General features: G+C 37.6%; 15 protein-coding genes. 7 read left to right on the forward strand and 8 right to left on the reverse strand.

Annotated features, from left to right (window positions below; translation table 11 throughout):
• Nucleotides 1–238 precede the first annotated feature (238 nt).
• Nucleotides 239–1,093, reverse strand: a complete 855-nt coding sequence (locus KQI49_RS12145) for an MBL fold metallo-hydrolase (RefSeq protein ID WP_216489368.1) — start codon at nucleotides 1,091–1,093, stop codon at nucleotides 239–241.
• Between the two features lie 123 nt (nucleotides 1,094–1,216).
• Nucleotides 1,217–2,272: a type 2 isopentenyl-diphosphate Delta-isomerase gene (gene fni, locus KQI49_RS12150; RefSeq protein WP_216489369.1), complete on the reverse strand. Its 1,056-nt coding sequence runs from the start codon at nucleotides 2,270–2,272 to the stop codon at nucleotides 1,217–1,219.
• A gap of 560 nt (nucleotides 2,273–2,832) precedes the next feature.
• Here fni and KQI49_RS12155 point away from each other — a divergent pair.
• Nucleotides 2,833–3,204 (forward strand): hypothetical protein, encoded by a 372-nt coding sequence (locus KQI49_RS12155; RefSeq protein ID WP_216489370.1) that lies wholly within the window; start codon nucleotides 2,833–2,835, stop codon nucleotides 3,202–3,204.
• The gene (yidC, locus tag KQI49_RS12160; protein WP_253286815.1) at nucleotides 3,156–3,971 is read left to right on the forward strand and encodes a membrane protein insertase YidC; all 816 of its coding nucleotides are present in this window, start codon (nucleotides 3,156–3,158) and stop codon (nucleotides 3,969–3,971) included. Before KQI49_RS12155 ends, yidC begins: the two co-directional genes overlap by 49 nt.
• 270 nt (nucleotides 3,972–4,241) lie before the next feature.
• On the opposite strand, the gene srtB is transcribed toward yidC, so the two are convergent.
• The 6 genes from srtB to KQI49_RS12190 form a co-directional block, all read right to left on the reverse strand.
• Nucleotides 4,242–5,021: a class B sortase gene (gene srtB, locus KQI49_RS12165; RefSeq protein WP_216489371.1), complete on the reverse strand. Its 780-nt coding sequence runs from the start codon at nucleotides 5,019–5,021 to the stop codon at nucleotides 4,242–4,244.
• 49 nt (nucleotides 5,022–5,070) lie between these two features.
• A complete protein-coding gene (locus tag KQI49_RS12170; RefSeq protein WP_216489372.1) occupies nucleotides 5,071–5,841 on the reverse strand; it encodes an ABC transporter ATP-binding protein in 771 nt (256 codons plus the stop codon).
• Nucleotides 5,831–6,814: a FecCD family ABC transporter permease gene (locus tag KQI49_RS12175; protein WP_216489373.1), complete on the reverse strand. Its 984-nt coding sequence runs from the start codon at nucleotides 6,812–6,814 to the stop codon at nucleotides 5,831–5,833. Before KQI49_RS12175 ends, KQI49_RS12170 begins: the two co-directional genes overlap by 11 nt.
• Nucleotides 6,815–6,841: 27 nt before the next feature.
• Nucleotides 6,842–7,783 carry a heme ABC transporter substrate-binding protein IsdE gene (gene isdE, locus KQI49_RS12180; RefSeq protein ID WP_216489374.1) on the reverse strand — a complete coding sequence of 314 codons (942 nt, stop codon included), beginning with the start codon at nucleotides 7,781–7,783 and terminating at the stop codon, nucleotides 6,842–6,844.
• Between the two features lie 125 nt (nucleotides 7,784–7,908).
• The gene (locus KQI49_RS12185) at nucleotides 7,909–9,672 is read right to left on the reverse strand and encodes an NEAT domain-containing protein (protein ID WP_216489375.1); all 1,764 of its coding nucleotides are present in this window, start codon (nucleotides 9,670–9,672) and stop codon (nucleotides 7,909–7,911) included.
• A 27-nt stretch (nucleotides 9,673–9,699) separates the two neighbouring features.
• Nucleotides 9,700–10,326: an NEAT domain-containing protein gene (locus tag KQI49_RS12190; RefSeq protein ID WP_216489376.1), complete on the reverse strand. Its 627-nt coding sequence runs from the start codon at nucleotides 10,324–10,326 to the stop codon at nucleotides 9,700–9,702.
• Between the two features lie 767 nt (nucleotides 10,327–11,093).
• Between KQI49_RS12190 and dsrO the strand changes: the two genes are divergently transcribed.
• The 5 genes from dsrO to tatA are packed head-to-tail and all read left to right on the forward strand — an operon-like array spanning nucleotide 11,094 to nucleotide 17,222.
• Nucleotides 11,094–11,975, forward strand: coding sequence for a sulfate reduction electron transfer complex DsrMKJOP subunit DsrO (gene dsrO, locus KQI49_RS12195; protein ID WP_216489377.1), 882 nt, complete (start codon nucleotides 11,094–11,096; stop codon nucleotides 11,973–11,975).
• Between the two features lie 13 nt (nucleotides 11,976–11,988).
• Nucleotides 11,989–13,269: an NrfD/PsrC family molybdoenzyme membrane anchor subunit gene (gene nrfD, locus KQI49_RS12200; protein ID WP_216489378.1), complete on the forward strand. Its 1,281-nt coding sequence runs from the start codon at nucleotides 11,989–11,991 to the stop codon at nucleotides 13,267–13,269.
• Nucleotides 13,270–13,272: 3 nt separating this feature from the next.
• On the forward strand, nucleotides 13,273–16,377 hold the full coding sequence (locus KQI49_RS12205) for a molybdopterin-dependent oxidoreductase (protein ID WP_216489379.1): 3,105 nt from the start codon (nucleotides 13,273–13,275) through the stop codon (nucleotides 16,375–16,377).
• 22 nt (nucleotides 16,378–16,399) lie between these two features.
• A complete protein-coding gene (locus tag KQI49_RS12210; RefSeq protein ID WP_216489380.1) occupies nucleotides 16,400–16,990 on the forward strand; it encodes a molecular chaperone TorD family protein in 591 nt (196 codons plus the stop codon).
• 49 nt (nucleotides 16,991–17,039) lie between these two features.
• Nucleotides 17,040–17,222, forward strand: a complete 183-nt coding sequence (gene tatA / locus KQI49_RS12215; protein WP_216489381.1) for a twin-arginine translocase TatA/TatE family subunit — start codon at nucleotides 17,040–17,042, stop codon at nucleotides 17,220–17,222.
• The last annotated feature ends 27 nt before the right edge of the window (nucleotides 17,223–17,249 follow it).

Raw genomic sequence — 17,249 nt, forward strand, 5'->3', positions numbered from 1 at the left:
CCAACAAAAGCTGAAGCGCCCGGGTAGCCCCGACAAGCTTAAGCAAGAAGCCATAATGGCGATCTATGCCATGAAGGATTATTGCTTAAGACCTCTAGGGGCTGGGCGCTGAAGTTAGACGTGGCCAATTTCAGTATAAATTGGCCACAGAACTTTTCCTGTTATAGTTTTCTAAAAAGTTATAAAAGACACCGACTAACCTTTTAGGCCGGTGCATCTACATCAAGATCTTAACTTTTTAATGTTCTTGATCAGGCGCATATATCCCGTAATCAGGCACCGCCACTTGATCAAACTCTTTTACAAATTGATGGAGTTTTTCAGCAAACCCATCTCCTTTCATCGCAGTGCCATGACCTGTGACAGCCATTTTAGGATGTAGATCTGCCAATTGCTCCACGGATTGTTTTGCAGCACTCCAGTCCGTTGTTAAATATCTTGGCGGACCGTTCAATTCAGTTTTTTGCGTTAATACTTTATAGAACGAATCTTGTTTAACTGTAATAAATGCATCTCCAGCAATGAGAAGTCCATCATCTTGTCGATAGAAGGTAACATGCCCAGGAGAATGACCTGGCGTATGCAACCACTCCCACCCTGAAAGTTCTGGAACAGTGTGATCGGCTGGCAACGGCTTTAAATAAGGCTCAACATTAATCGGAGCGTTTGGGTAGATACTTGAAATTTTTGCAAGTAATCCGCCTTCTACTGTAACATCAGGCTCAGGATAGCTTTGTTCACCCGTTAAATAGGGGAATTCTAACTCATGCGCATAAACAGGAACCTTCCAATCCTCGAGAAGTTCAACCAACCCGCCTACATGATCGAAGTGGCCGTGGGTAAGCAGAATTGCCTTTGGTTTTGCATCCTGTCCAAAACGCTCGTGAATAGCATTTCGAATCGCATCCTCTCTTTCCGGCAAACCCGTATCAATTAATACCCAATCATCTTTAGACTTACCAACTAGAATCACATTCGCAATTTGGTCTGTGAAGTAATAGACGTCATCCATTATTTTTCGCAGTGAACCACTTGAAATAGACGTCATCGGGATAAACTTTTCGTCTTTTCCCTGATGCATTTCTTTGTTCATTTGTCTACCTCCCTACTCATTTATTTTGGGCGAAAACTCTTATCTTATTATGGACTAATGACTTTGTTTTACCCTTAAAAGTTCACAAAGTATTTTAGAAGTTAGCTCCCATACTTGTAACCTTTAAAAGTTATCCTCTAACAATGAACGACCCATAATATTGACACGTTTTGTATTTTTTAACTCATCCAAGAACTTAGCGCCGATGCCAAACATTGTTGTTTTTAGTTCAAATTCAATTTGATCCATTTGTTTGATTACCGCTTCAGTCGATTCAGTAGCAGCTTGGAGTAGTTGCCTTGCAAAGCCGACAACATCAGCCCCTATTGTGAGTGCCTTAGCTGCATCAACACCCGTTTTCATACCACCACTAGCAACAAGGGGCACGTTATCCAATAGGCTTTTTACGGAAACAAGACAATCTTTTGTCGGATTTCCCCAATTATTAAATGCTTCAGCTGCTGCTTTTCGCATCGGATCTTCGGAACGCAGCTTTTCAACTTGACTCCAAGACGTTCCACCTGCACCAGCTACATCAATGTACGATACACCTACATCATATAATTTCTTAGCGACGGGCCCGTCAATTCCAAAGCCCACTTCTTTCGCCCCAACTGGAACATTAACTTTTTTACAAAGTGCTTCTATTTTTGGCAATAAGGTGTCAAAGTTCAAGTCCCCCTCGTCTTGGAAGACTTCCTGCAAGCTGTTGAAATGAAGCACGAGTGAATCGGCTTCAGTCATATCAACAATACGCTGTGCTTCCTCGGCACCATATCCATAATTAAGCTGAACTGCACCGAGATTGGCAATCAACGGAACTGTTGGTGCCTGTTTGCGAATGAGAAATGACTCTTGATGAGCATCACTTTCCAGTAAGGCACGAGTTGAACCAAGTGCGATAACCCACCCTTTTTCTTCCGCAGCTCGGGCTAAATTTTGATTAATATCAGCTGCAAGTTTTGAACCGCCTGTCATCGAACTTACTAAAAACGGTGCTTGTAGCGGTTTATTCAAGAAGCTCGTCTCTAAATTAACATCTTTAAAATTGATTTCAGGCAGGGCATTATGTATAAAAGAAATCCCCTCAAGGCCTGTTGACTTGTTTACACCTTCCACATTATCATTTAAACAAAGTCGAATATGCTCGGTTTTCCGCTTATTAATTCCTTCTTCCATTGTTTAGTCACATCCTATTTATTAATTAACGGCCTGCTGTGATGCTTTCATTTTTCGCACAGCTCGTTTATTTCTCAGATACTGATGAAACGTTACTAAATAAACACCTGTCAATACCATTATCATACCAAAAACTTGTGAAAAAGTAAGTGGAAAGCCATAAATCAATACCGCGATTAGGGCTGTGGTATTTTTCACGAAAAGCAACGATGACCATCAAAAAAATCCCGCAAGTCCAAATCGAAGGGTTGCCGCTGTTATAGCTAGTAACTCTGTAACAAGAAAAGTGGTAGTTTTTCCTTTAAAGAAGTTATTTTATAATAATTTAGAATCCTTCCAAACGAATGGTATTCTTAAAAGAATTCTTAATTACACTGACCAGGCAAGAGGGGGGGGGTTAAATGAATAATCAAAAGTCCATCTCCATTTATCTTCGATGCCCAGTAGGAATAAATTCTTTATATAGCTATTAATTTAATCTCTTAATGATCTACTCTTTTGTTGATGATAATTATGATGTATAATAGAATGATAAGACTGCAATAAGGAGGTGAATACACATGTTTTTCGATCTTTTAAGTGAGTTGATTAATAACACGTCACCATTTTATCTTTATGTTGGATTGTTATGGTCTATGGTTGGCGCTCTTCAACTAATCAACATGGACATGCATAAATTTAGAAAGAATCACTATTTGTATGTAAAAAATGTGAATACGTTCCAAGTTGATACCACATTAATTCAAGAACCTATGGTTGGAAATGATGCCGTCATAACGTGGCTAACACATAAAACAAAACGCATCGAAACACCCGATGATGATAGTGACGTTGATTCCTCCTCGATTTCAAAGCAAATTATAAAAATTAGAGGAGGACTATTTTGGAAAAACAAACTGTATTCACGTCCCTTAGAAAATATAGCTTTTTAGGAATTATTTTAATTCTACTACTGACTGGGTGTTCTAATATGAATGAACCGATTGATGCCCAGTCATCAGGTTGGTTTGACCATTATTTTGTTTACAACTTTTCAATAATCATTAAAGGACTTGCTTCATTTTTCAATGGTAGTTATGGATGGTCAATTATTCTAATTACATTAATCATTCGCTTAGCGATTATGCCGTTCATGATTAAGCAAACTCGTAATAGTTTAGAAGTCCAAGATAAAATGAAAGTCATTAAACCAGAAATGGATGCCATCCAAAAGAAATATAAAGGTAAAAAAGATCCTAAAGCACAATCTGAAATGCAGCAAGAGATGATGAAACTTTATCAAGAGCACAATTTTAATCCGTTAGCTTCATTCTCAGGGTGCTTGCCTATGCTGATTCAAATGCCGATCCTAATTGCTTTTTATCATGCTATTCGAAGGACACCAGAAATTGCGGCGCATAATTTTCTTTGGTTTAATCTAGGACAAACTGATATCATCTTAGCTCTAATTGCGATTACCGTTTATTTCATCCAATCACGAGTATCATTAATTGGACTTGACGAAGCACAACGAAAGCAAATGGCAGTTATGGGGATTGTTTCTCCCGTGATGATTGGGTTAATGTCATTTAACTTCCCCGCAGCGTTACCTTTATATTGGGCTGTTGGTGGCTTGTTTATGATTTTCCAAACATTGATTTCTAAAAAGATCTATTTATCACATAAAAAAGAACAAGAAGCGGAAAGTGTTAAAGCTTAAATCTCAATATAAAAAAGCCATAGAGTGGGCATCCCCTCTCTATGGCTTTTTCTCTATTAATCTTATCAGCAAGTTGGGAAAAGAATTGAACTCACTTCTTATTATGGGTAGAACAGAAAGTAACAATAGTCAGTTATACTATATTCGTAGCCGACTTAAATGTGAAGCAATCTGACAAAAAAGCCCCTGTCCAATCATAAAAAATAAGAGATTAGCAGTAGGCCCATTACAAATTTAATATTATTATTCCTGGCGAAAAGGGAGCATCGATTACTTTTCAACCAACTTTGCTTGAATGACTAATCTGCCTTCATTTTGGTCTAATTCATAATCACACGTCGATAATGTAATGATTCGGTCATCTGGAGTAATATCGACGTCTGTTTTAAACTTTGATACATCTTGGATATCTTTAAGTAATTGTTCATATTCTGCTTCATTTGCAAAATCTGTCTCGATATAATTGAAATCTGTCAATGTATTATAAACAGCAAAGATTTCTGCTTCATAACTGTCATATAACGTATCAACCTCAAATGTTCGATGTTCATCAAAAAAGTCCTTATCTAAAAACTTAGTGAGGTGCTGAAACATCGATCCGTCTTTCATACGGTGACCGTAAACAACGGTATTCAACTCGTCTATTCCCACATCATTACGATAATCTAAAAAGATACTCCCCGCACGGGACTCATTGTTATTATAATTCTTAGTTAGATAGGTTTGATTATTGCTTGATTGCAAGATTGGATAATCAATTTGTGTTCCGTCAATGGTGATCCAGCCAACAACATCTGGATTATGTTTAAGTAGTTCTTCAAATCCTGGACGGATGGTCTTGGACCCATCATCTCCTTCTTGTTGAGTACCTTCCTCTGCTGATACGGCATTATAAAATGTGTCTTGGACATTGCTCATCATTTTTCTATTTTGATAATAATCCATAAATATATCAAACAAACCATGTGCAGCAAAAGCGAACACACCTATACAAATGATGGTAACCAGTTTTGAAAACATTTTTTTGGTTGATTTACGTTTATCTTTCATCGTTATACTCCCCCGAACTTTCACCGTAAAAATATTAACTCTTTTGAAATTAAATCCCTGTTGGGACAATATATGTGCCTAAGCTATCATCTCTTTTAACAACGACATGAACACCATAGACATCATAAATTAATCGCTCAGTGATAATTTCCTTTGGATTTCCTTTTTGAATAATTTCACCTTGTTTCATGGCAATGATAGTATCACTGTACTGAATTGCTTGATTGATATCATGAAGAACCATACCAATCGTCAAGTTATGCTCTTCATTTAGTTTCTTCACAAGTTCTAAAATTTCATATTGGAAATAGATATCCAAATTAGATGTAGGTTCATCTAAAAATAAATAAGGTGTATCTTGAGCAAGAACCATAGCAATCCATACTCTCTGCTGTTGTCCCCCTGACAAAGTATCAATCGGCATGTCACGTTTTTCATATATCCCTGTTGCGTGAAGTGCCCAATCTATCATCTCTTGATCTTTTTCTGAAAGGGGAGAAAACGTTCCCTTGTATGGTAATCTACCATATTCCACTAGCTTTTCAACCGTCATATCTGAAGGAGCTGAGTTCTGTTGGTGTACGACACCCAACGTTTGAGCAAGTTCTTTTGGCTTATATTCATTAATACCTTTTCCTTCAAGTAGGATTTTCCCTTGTTGGGGTTGGTTGTTGTTTGTCATGACACTGAGTAGCGTTGATTTCCCAGAACCATTCGGTCCGATAATGGTCGTTATCTCGCCTTTCTTAATGTCCGTATCTATGTTATGAAGTCTTGTAATTTTATCTTGATAGGCAAAAGTTATGTTTTTAATTTCCATAAATACGATCACTCTTTCTAAGCAAGAAGATTAAGAATGGACCACCAATGACAGCCATGATAATCGAAGCTGGGATTTCAATCGGTGCTATAATCGTTCTTCCTAACGTGTCAGCCACAACGATTAACAAAGCCCCTGCCATAGCTGAAAAAGGAATAAGTACCTTATGATCTGTTCCTACCAGAGACCTTCCAATATGTGGAATCAATAGGCCAACAAACGTAAACATACCAGCAATGGCTGTAGCAATTGAGGCAAGCAAAACAGCAACAATTGAAATCACAAATCTTGCTCGATTAACATTAAATCCTAAGTTTTTTAATGTTTTATCTCTAAGTGACAAATGATTACACCAAGCAAAAAGGAGAAAACTCGCTATCAAACCGATGGAACCATATAGAACCATAATTTCAACGTCATCCCAAGTCTTCATCGACAGCGTTGACGTCGTAACAGAAATATTAGACATCATACTACTCGCTGCTTGCGCACTCATCAACTCACTTAATCCTGTGAACACCGCGTTAATCGCCACCCCGATGAGTATCATCCGTAAAGGGTCTAATCCAGATTTCCATGAAAAAAGATAGACGAGTAAAAAGGCAAGTGCCCCTCCGAGAAAAGCGAATAACGGACTAAAGAAAAATAACGTCGGGAATAGAGTCACCATTAAGATTGTAAAAAAGCCCGCTCCAGAAGAAACTCCAATAATTCCAGGTTCAGCTAATGGATTACGCATAACCGCCTGAAGCAAAACACCTGAAACAGATAAAGCAGCACCTGCAAATAAGGAAATGATAATCCGTGGAAAACGTAAATCTTGGATAATTGCAACATTTTCATCCGCTCCAGAAAATAATCCCTTTATCATTTCAAAAGCTGAAATTTCAATGCTGCCTGTAATAGCTGAATATATGGTAACTACCGGAAGTAGAATAATAATTGCTATGAAGCTAATGACCTTTTTGTTCATGTTAAAACCTCTTTACCAATATCTGTTTTATTCATTCTCTTTAGGGTAGAGCATGTCGACTAGTTCATCGAGCGCTTCTGGGGCTGCTAGATTAGCCGTCGTGCCAAATCTGGTTTCCTCTAAATCGTAGACACGATTATCTTGTACTGCTTTAAAGTGTTGCCAAATGTCGTTTTCCTTAAATTCTTTATCAAACATTTCCACCACTTCATCTGGCATGCCGTGAGCGGCCCGTAAAATGATATCTGGATTTGATTGTTGTAAGTGTTCTGTGTTTGAGGAGATATATTCGACGTCTTCTCCCTGAATGACATTTTCGCCACCAGCGCGTTTGACAAGATCACCGATATAGGAGTTTTCTGTTGCTACTAAGTAACTGCCAGGAACACCTAATAAAATAAGAACAGAAGGCGAATCTTTCCCTTCGACTTCTTTTTCTAGTTCAGACAGCTGTTGATCGTAACTATTGACAAGTTCCTCTGCTTGTTCGGTGCGATCATATTTTTCACCAAGGTCAAGAATAGCATCGTACATGCCTTCAACACTTTCAAGATCAATAAAAGAAACAGGTGTATCTGTTTTTTCAAATGTATCTTCTAAATCCGCTTCCAACGTGGTTACAGATAAGACATCTGTCGGTTTGAGAGATTTAATGATTTCCATATCAGGATCCATAGCCATCCCTACTTCTGTAGCGTCAGCATAGCGTTCGGGAAGGTCTTTGTAGCTAGTTGGTACACCAACTAAATCTAATTCTAATTTATCCATGATTTCCACCAAAGCCACTGTGGTAGCGATAATGTCACCGTCAGTTTCTTTAACATCTTCAGAGGTTGTTTTTTCTTCCTCATTGCTTGCTTCATCATTCGCTTGATCTTCTGCTGCACTTGAATTATCGTCTGATCCACATCCAGCAAATAAAAGTAGACCAAAAAGAATAATCATCAATAATGATAATTTATTTTTCATGTTGCTTTCACCTCTTTTTGAGATAGGACATGCCCCTATATAATTACCACATAAACATTAAACAGAGTCTTACAGTTTAATAAACTGTAAGACTCCCTTGCTCTTGATGTTCTTTTATAAAACTATTAGATGAAACGGCGTCTTAATTTGGCTACTAAAGGTAGTGCCGAACCTAAAAGTAAGAGTGTGTATAGAAGAATACCACTTGTGTCTCCTGTTTTAGGGTTCTGTGCTTTATTACCATTGGAGCCATTTGATCCGTTATCATCATTGGAACCGAATTCTGGTTTTTTAGGAGTTTTGTCATTCTCATCACCTTTTGAACCTAATTGATCCCCGTTACCCGTACCTTTGACTGTTGGACCATTTTCATTGTCTGAAGCTACTAATTTTGAGTTTCCTACGTCGATTTCTTTCATACTATCTTTATCAAAAACTAGAATAGCAGCATGATCTTCATCATAACCAGGGAAGCCCGGAATCGCACCTGCTGGAACCTTAACATGCATGTCTAATAGCATATCAGATAAGTTATCATTTACTCTAAGCTGAACAACAATAGATCCGTCGTCATTTTTCTCAACGATAACAGCATTACCGTATTTATTGCTTAACTCACTAATCATATCGCCATTCATAATTGTCATCTGTAAATATGTCTTACCGTCTTTTTCAAATAATTTTGCTGGTTTCTTAAAGAACTCATCTGATATAGATGGCTTATTACCGTCTTCGTGCATAATGGTATAGTTAATTTCATAGGCTTTGTCTGGAACAAGCTGATCGGATTTCTTCTCTTGCTTTGTTCCTTTGTTATCTTTGTTTTGATCTGATTCTTGCTTACCGTTATCCTTTTCATCAGATTTATCTCCATCTTTATTCTTATCAGAATCCTTATCAGCGTCTTGCTCTGCATCTATACCAGGCTTTAACGATTTTTTAGATTTTTCTACAGAATCCTTATCAAATGAAATACGAAATTCTGCATTACCTTTAAAGACATCACCCTGAAATGGTGCTTGATATTCAACATAAGCGTTTATAATTGAGTCTAATTGATCTAACTCGAATGTTTCGTGACGTTTTTTCCCATCCACGACCTTGTTCACAGCATTTTTACCTTCAACTTGCATCTTTGTTACAGTTTCATCTTCACTAATTGTGATGGTTGCAAGGACTTTTCCGTCTTTTACTTCAAGGAATACTGGTGACTCGAGATAACTCGCCATTGATGATTTATCATCATTATCATCTCGTAAATAAGAAGTATCGATTGTGTAATAACCTTTGTCTAGTTTAATTACAGAATCATCAGAGTCCTGTTCAGGTTCTTCCTCAGGTTCCGTTCCTTCTTCAGAGTCATTATTTCCTTTATCGTTATCTTCTTCTACACCATCTGTGTCATCATCTTCCGGTTCAGTTGCTTCCTCTTCTTTGACTGGAAGGTCATCTAAACCTTCTAGGATAAATCTAAAGGGAACATCATGATCCAAGCCGATTGAAGGAACTTCATATTGAACTTGTGCGTTTAATTCTGACTTCAGATTAGTTAATTCATAAGTCATGTCTTTAGCGTCTTGGCCTTCATTCACTACAGGCTCTTGCCCTTCTACTTGGAGACCTGTGATTTCAGCCCCGTCAGTTTTCGGTACTGTTATTGTCAATTGCGCTTTTCCATCTTTAATAGAAAGCACTGCTTCTTCATTAATAAATCCTGCAGCTCCTGATGCTTCATCTTTATCTTCATGCATTGCTTTTGCTGTTATGCCATAATCGCCATCTTCAATATCGTCAATATTTTTACCATCCGCTAAAACCATATTACCGCTGAATGGCAATGTGAAGAAAGCAATCGTTAAGGTTAATAATATAGATAAAAATTTCTTCATTAAAGTCTTCTCTCCTTTAACAATGATTTAGTTTTTTGCTGGGCGTAATTTTCTTGCAGCAACTAAAGCTACAACTGAGCCAACAAGTAAAATAGTGTACATGACAATTGGTGTACTGTCTCCTGTTGGTGGATTTTCTTCAGCTTTGTTAGATCCTGCTGCTGGTGTAGCATTATCTTCGTCTGAAGAATCTTCTTTAGATGCAGTTGACCCAGCTTGATCTAAACCACTGACATCAAAAACGGCACGTGCTGTGTGAGTTGTGTCATACAAATCAGGAACTTTGATATGCATTTCCATACTGACTGGTTGTGAAAAATCACCATCGACATTGAATTTAACAGTTCTTGTGTCGCCATTATCACTTACAACATCAACTGGCCCGTTTGGTGCACTTAGTGATTTAATCATGTCCGCTCCCGTTACTGTCAATTGAATAGTTTTAACTCCATTCTCAACCGTTAACGTAGCTGGTTTAGAAAAATAACCGTCAGCAATAGAAGTGTTGTCACTTCCTGCTTCTTTCATTTCATAATTGACCTCATATGTACCATCCGCAATGTCGGCAAAAATGGGTTCCTGAGGCAAGATAAATAATGAGAGCGTTAATACCATAGCTGTTAAAGCTATGAAAGATGAAAATCTTTTAGCCATTCCTTCTTCCTCCTTATAAAAATAAAAATGTCTTTATGGATAGAGATTTTAAAAGTTATCTAGCTTCAAGGTATTAATGGTATACTGGTAGATTCATATGTGCCCAGCATCCATGATCAAGCTGTTGAAGACTTACTCTTGTTTGAATAGTTATGTATCAACTACCGTAACCTTGTTTAATATTTTATTAAATTGAGCTAACCAACTTTTAATCCCCTTATTTCACACTATATTAAAGATACCAACAAACCATACATATAACAATGAACGGAAGATGAATAAAATGTGACTAATTATTGTCATAAATGTGTCTAAATTGTGAAATGTAAAGAAGTAACTTTTAAAAAATACACAAAAAAGATGTAGCCACAAGGTTTTCAAGCTACACCTAAAATAATTAATTTTTTAAAATTGTGTCATTCTATATGAACAATATGAACGAAGAATTCATATTATTGGCTGTCAAAATATAATCAAGCTTTTCTTTTTGAGCTTCCGAATTAATCTGGGAATATTTTAAATTTATAGATACGCTCCTGACACCATTCTTCCACAAATGGATACCTGCCCGTGATTAAAAGACTCTGCTCTCTCACTTTCTATCTAAACCTTATTTTCCCACATTCCAAGCACTTTTTATCTGGCTCATGAAATATGGCGGCTTTCTGACAACTCGTTGAAAACAACCCATTTTGTGACGGATGTTACATCTTTTGCAGCGTGCCATCGTTTACATTGAAGATAGTACATGAAAGAGGTGAGATTGAATGCTCAAACAAATGCTTGAAAAAGATTGGAATGAGCTGGCAGATCAACGTCTTCCCAACCCGGACGACGAACTTAAAAATTCACCTTACGACTCTGTCTTAGGTAAAAACATGGCTGATGATGCTCGTAAGGTTGTCGGTGGAAAACTGAATATCAAAGATTTCCATAAAAAATATTACTCGTCATTAGTGGGTGAATTTGGAGACGTTGTTGCGGAAGCAGCCCCTGAAGAAGATGGTAAAGATCAGCCTGTTAAATGGGGGATGGTAATTGATCTCCAGAAATGTGTTGGGTGTGACTCGTGTACGGTTGCTTGTAAAGCAGAAAACCGCACACCCCCAGGAATTTCTTATAACGTTGTCTTAGAAAAAGAAATTGGTAACTTCCCACATTTAGCTAAGGTCAACTTACCAATGCCTTGTATGCATTGTGACAATCCTCCATGTGTTCAAGTTTGTCCTGTAAGAGCAACGTTCAAACTTGATAATGGCATCGTAACAATTGATAACGATCGTTGTATTGGATGTAGATATTGTATCGTTGCCTGCCCATACGGAGCACGTTCTTATGACTTTGGAGAAACTTATGAAGATGAAATGCTTGGTTTTAATGATGTTACAAGTCCTGAATATGGAATTGAACGCGGGGAACGTGGTACACGAAAAACACCAATTGGAACAGTTAGAAAATGTAACTTCTGCCTGCATAGACTTGAACGTGGTGAAGAACCAGCATGTGTTGAAACTTGTATTGGAGACGCAAGATTTTTTGGTAACTTAAACGATCCAAACAGTACAGTTTCTAAATTAGCCAGCAGTCCACGTGCATTTACTCTAAAAAGTGAACTTGGCGCTGGACCAAACGTTATTTACTTAAAATAAAGGTGGTGTAAATATGCCAGCAATTACTGGGAATGCTCAATTAAATCAACATAATCAGCATAAAAAATTTTCTCCTATGTTTAAATGGTGGATTGGGATACTAATGGTTTTATTTGCCATTGGTGGTTACTTCATTATTGAACGATTGGTTGTTGGTCTAACAACAACAAATCTCTCATCATTCACTCCTTGGGGAGCCTGGATTGCTTTTTATATCTTTTTCGTCGGTTTAAGTGCAGGTTCCTTTCTTCTATCAACAATGATTTTCGTTTTCGGAATGGAACAGTATGAACGTGTTGGAAAGATGGCTCTTTTCACTGCCATTGTTTGTATGATTATTGCATTAACATTCGTACTAATGGACTTAGGAAAACCTGAACGTGCTATGAATGCAATGATTTACTGGAACGTTACGAGCATTTTAGCCTGGGAGATTCATTTCTATGTTGTCTATATTGCACTTCTTGTAACAGAGCTTTATATCGCGATGCGAGAAGATCTTGTTCGCCTTCGACCTGTCAATGATTTGAAAGGTAAAATCGCCCGTATGTTAACGTTCAAGAACAGTAAAATTAATGACAAAACTAAAAAACGGGATAATAAATGGATGAAAATTCTTGGAACAATTGGTATTCCATTAGCGATATTAGGTGTACACGGAGGAACGGGGGCTATTTTCGCTGTTGTCAGTGCGAAAGAATCATGGAACTCAGGGGTCTTCCCCATTATCTTCGTTGTATCAGCGATGGTATCTGGAACTGCTTTATTACTCGCAATCTATGTCATTAAAAATAAAGCAATGAAAAAACCTATTGATACACAAATGGTTGTCAGTTTAGCAAAAATGATGGCAGCATTCTTATTCGTTGACTTATTGTTGCAATTTTACGATTTACTAGTTGGTTGGTACTCTTTAAGTGAAACATCATTGCAAAGCTTGGGAACAATGATGGGAAGTGCTTATAGCTGGTCTTATTGGGGAGTTCAGATGGGGCTTGGTGTGGTTGTACCAATATTTCTAGTATTTTTCAAGAAAACATCCCATAACATTAACGCACTTTTAATTGCTGCTATATCAGTAGTTATAGGAATCATCGGTGTTCGATTTAATATTGTTGTCCCATCCCAAATTATACCAATTATGGAGGGTTTTCCAGCTAGTAACTATTTCCCTACAATAAGAGAATGGTTAGTCAGTGTCGGAATTGTTGCTATGGGATTATTAATTTTTACTATAGGAGATCGACTACTTCCTCTTGAAGAAAACGATCAGCTTGAAGAAGTGGAGGGATAAGCAATGGTTGATAAAAAGATGAATCGAAGAAAATTCTTAAAAGCACTAGGCGCTTTTGGTGCAGTAGCTGCTGTTGGTCCAGCCTTTATTGGTCCAGTGAATCAAATGATCAATGGAGTATTTGCTGATGAAGGTCACGGGGTTGGAACGGATTATCAAGATTACGGTGCTGAAGATGTTATCTTCTCAACATGTGAACAATGTAATACGTATTGTACGATAAAGGCTTATATAACTGGTGGAGATAAGGCCGGTCCTTATACATCAATTATTCGTAAACTTGCAGGAAATCAATATAGCCCACTCAATATGGTGCCAATGGGAGCTATCGCCTATAACACTTCTGTAGATGATGCTGTTAAAGGTACAGGTGATGTGAAGCGTGGTGGACGCGGTGCACGTGGTGGACGAATTTGTCTTAAAGGGCAAGCAGGAATTCAAACCGCTTATGATGCCTTTCGTGTGAAAAATCCATTAAAACGTGTCGGCCCCCGCGGTAGTGGAAAATGGAAGAGTGTTTCCTGGGATGAAGCCTATGAAGAAATTATTAATGGTAGCTCTGATCTTGGTACACCTGGGCTAAAGGAACTTGCACAATATATTCCTGAAGAAGAAGTCATGTCAGATTGGGATAAAGTGAAAAACGATGATATGACATTTGAAGAGTTTGATAAAAAATATAAAGATAGCTTAATTGATACGAAACATCCTGACTTTGGTCCAAAAGTAAATCAGATTAGCTTTATGGTTGGTGATCGTCGTGACTTCATGGAACGTTTCATTACGAATAGCCTAGGTTCCAAAAACTATTATCACCATGGGGGTATTTGCGGAATTAGTTCTGTTGTTGGTAATACTAGATCTTACTCTGCGAGTGAGAAAGCGAAAAAGCGTCAATATGCAGACATTGAGAATACCCTCTTCTTACTTGTCTGGGGAGCAAACCCGATGGTCGCAAATAAAGGACCAACATACCTAGCACCCAAAATAACAAATGCGATAATGGATGGTATGCAAATGGCGGTTGTTGATCCGCGTTTTAGTAAAACTGCAGAAAAAGCACAAATGTGGTTGCCACTTAAACCCGGAACGGATGGTGCTCTTGCACTAGCCATTGGTCGAGAAATTATTGAAAAAGAGTTATATGATGAAATATATTTAACAAATCCTAATAAAGATGCAGCGGAAGATGATAACGAACCAACTTGGAGTGATGCAACTCACCTTGTAAACCTGAGTAATCCAGAACGACCTAAACTACGTGCAAGCGATTTAGGAATTGGCTCAGAAGATCAGTTTGTTGTCATTCAAAATGGAAAACCAGTTCCACATGATAAAGCAAACGAGGGTGAATTAGAAGTTGACATGAAAATTGACGGCAAAAAAGTCAAGTCAACATTCCAAATGTATAAAGAACGAACAATGGAAAAAACACTGGATGAATACTCAGAGATTACCACAATTCCTAAAAAACAAATTAAACAAGTTGCAAAACAACTCACATCTTACGGAAAACGTTCATCAATCCTAACTTATCGTGGAGCAGCAATGCATGAAAATGGCTATTATAGTCAACGGTTACTTGCTATTTTGAATCACCTTATTGGAAGCTATGACTGGAAAGGCGGTAACATTACAACGGGTGCTTTCTATCAAGAGTTTGAAGGTCGATATGACTTAACAACTGTACCTGATGGACGTGAAGCATGGGGTATTCCAATTGGAAGAAACCAAGTAAATTATGAAGACACAAGTTTATTTGAACAAGACGGTTATCCCGCAAAACGACCTTGGTTCCCTTTCAGTCCCCAAACGGTTGGAGATGTTCTTCCAAGCGCATTGGAAAAATATCCATATGGACTTAAGGCGTTGATTACACACAGACTATCACCTGTACTATCTGCCCCAAATGGTCAGATACAAGAACTAGCGCTCAAAGATCCTGATATATTACCGCTATTTGTTGCTTCAGACGTACAAATTGGTGACTCAACTAAATATGCTGACTTTATCTTGCCTGATACAACTTATCTCGAACGCTGGGGAAGAGAAGCAATCTACCCTAACATTACAACGAAATATGCAAGTATTTATCAACCAGTGACAAGAGTCTATCCAAATGTTCGTTCATTTGAAGATAGCGCAATCGAAATGGGTAAAATGCTAGGTCTCAGTGGAGTTGGCGATAATGCATTTGCAGATGGAAGTTCATTACATTGTGAAGAAGATTTCTATATCAAGCGTGTCGCAAATATTGCTTATGATGAAAAGCCTGTTCCAGATGCCAATCAAAGAGAACTAGAAATTTTCGAAAGAGCACGTACAAAAGCTTTAGGTAAATTCTTTGATTTAGAAAAGTGGAAAAAAGCTGTTAAGCCTGAAGAATGGAAGAAAGTTGTTTATGTACTCAACCGTGGCGGAAGATTTGAAGCTGCTGGAAATGAGTATGTAGGAAACCACATTAAATATGGTCACGGTGGTCAGGCCGATTTTTATGATGAAGGTGTAGCAGCAGGAAAGAATTCATTTGACGGTGATTTTTTTGAAGGTATGCCACTCTATCAAGAAATCAAAACATTTGATAGAAAAGTAGTCGATAATAATCAACCACTTCAATTTATTAACTGGAAATCAAGAAATCTTGGTACGTATCGCAATGTGAGCAGTGCTTGGCTTCGTGAAATTCGCTCAGATAATTATATTTGGATGAATCCATTAGACGCCAATAGAGACCATATTAAAACAGGTGATAAGGTATCTATCTCGAATGGAAACATAGAGCAAGAAGGAACTGTCTATGTTACTGGAGGAATTGCTCCTGGTGTTGTAGGATCTGCATATAATATGGGACAGACTGGCTATGGTGTTACTCGAAATTCAATTGATGGTACAAAAGAGAAAAAGCTACCATCATACAACCATACACCTTATGCTTTCTCAGAAGTCATGCATGAAGAAGGCGGTTATCCAGGGCATCGTGGCGACGGATTCGTTGTTAATAAACTAACCGAAGTAGATGAAAACTTTGAAAATGGTGTTTTATTTGATGAAATAGGTGGGTCACCTGGTCAACTAGACATGTATGTTAATATCAAACGTAAAGGATAGATTTGAAAAGGAGGAAAGTCATATGCCAAATACAATTGAAGAAACTTATGGAAAGTTAGTTTTAACTCAGCTGTTTACGCATGTGTGGTTTGGAGATTGGGATGAATATGAGAAAGATATTAATCAGCTCCCAGATGAACTCATCGATGCATTCCCTTTTCACAAACATTATGATCGAGAAGAAAGTGCACTTTGGCATGAAAATTATTTTTCTATACCTGGACCACATTTTATACCTCCATATCTGTCGAGTTATACAGAAAAAACAGAAAATGAACAGGAAAAGGCAAAGCAAGATTTATTATATCTAATAGGTGCATTTGATAAAGTAGGCTTTTACTATCCACTTGAAAAAGAAGAGTTTCCAGATCATATTGGAAGTTTGACTGCCTTTATTACTGCAGCTGCTAAAAAAGAAATCGAAGCAGCTAAAAATGGCAACAAAGAGCTTGTTAAACAAATGAAAGAGCTTCAGCAAGAAATATATGAATCTTATTTAAGATTTGCTATTAATGAACTTTGGGCACGTTATAAAGAACACATCCAAGATCCCTTCTTTAAAGAATTCGTACCATTTTATTTAAATGCTATGGAAGATTTAAGAGATGAATAGATAGTTTACAACTATAGTAAATTTCAAAATATATTATGGAGTGATTGACATGGCTAATATTGGTATTCCTAGTTTAATTCTTATTCTGGTGATTGCTTTAATTATTTTTGGACCATCTAAGCTACCCGAAATTGGCAAAGCAGCTGGAAGCACCCTCCGTGAATTTAAAAAAGCAACCAATGATTTAATGGGTGATGAAGACACGGACGGTGAAGAAGAGAAGAAAAATTAAAACCAAAATGAAGGAGCTGACTTGCTT

It is taken from the genome of Virgibacillus sp. MSJ-26, from assembly GCF_018918075.1.
In the GTDB taxonomy this organism is placed as follows: Bacteria; Bacillota; Bacilli; order Bacillales; family Amphibacillaceae; genus MSJ-26.

What these genes read in the sequence shown, in the direction of transcription:
- KQI49_RS12145 (WP_216489368.1), bottom strand. Translation starts at nt 1,093, where the DNA reads ATGAACAAAGAAATGCATCAGGGAAAAGACGAAAAGTTTATCCCGATG.
- fni (WP_216489369.1), bottom strand. Translation starts at nt 2,272, where the DNA reads ATGGAAGAAGGAATTAATAAGCGGAAAACCGAGCATATTCGACTTTGT.
- KQI49_RS12155 (WP_216489370.1), top strand. Translation starts at nt 2,833, where the DNA reads ATGTTTTTCGATCTTTTAAGTGAGTTGATTAATAACACGTCACCATTT.
- srtB (WP_216489371.1), bottom strand. Translation starts at nt 5,021, where the DNA reads ATGAAAGATAAACGTAAATCAACCAAAAAAATGTTTTCAAAACTGGTT.
- KQI49_RS12170 (WP_216489372.1), bottom strand. Translation starts at nt 5,841, where the DNA reads ATGGAAATTAAAAACATAACTTTTGCCTATCAAGATAAAATTACAAGA.
- KQI49_RS12175 (WP_216489373.1), bottom strand. Translation starts at nt 6,814, where the DNA reads ATGAACAAAAAGGTCATTAGCTTCATAGCAATTATTATTCTACTTCCG.
- isdE (WP_216489374.1), bottom strand. Translation starts at nt 7,783, where the DNA reads ATGAAAAATAAATTATCATTATTGATGATTATTCTTTTTGGTCTACTT.
- KQI49_RS12185 (WP_216489375.1), bottom strand. Translation starts at nt 9,672, where the DNA reads ATGAAGAAATTTTTATCTATATTATTAACCTTAACGATTGCTTTCTTC.
- KQI49_RS12190 (WP_216489376.1), bottom strand. Translation starts at nt 10,326, where the DNA reads ATGGCTAAAAGATTTTCATCTTTCATAGCTTTAACAGCTATGGTATTA.
- dsrO (WP_216489377.1), top strand. Translation starts at nt 11,094, where the DNA reads ATGCTCAAACAAATGCTTGAAAAAGATTGGAATGAGCTGGCAGATCAA.
- nrfD (WP_216489378.1), top strand. Translation starts at nt 11,989, where the DNA reads ATGCCAGCAATTACTGGGAATGCTCAATTAAATCAACATAATCAGCAT.
- KQI49_RS12205 (WP_216489379.1), top strand. Translation starts at nt 13,273, where the DNA reads ATGGTTGATAAAAAGATGAATCGAAGAAAATTCTTAAAAGCACTAGGC.
- KQI49_RS12210 (WP_216489380.1), top strand. Translation starts at nt 16,400, where the DNA reads ATGCCAAATACAATTGAAGAAACTTATGGAAAGTTAGTTTTAACTCAG.
- tatA (WP_216489381.1), top strand. Translation starts at nt 17,040, where the DNA reads ATGGCTAATATTGGTATTCCTAGTTTAATTCTTATTCTGGTGATTGCT.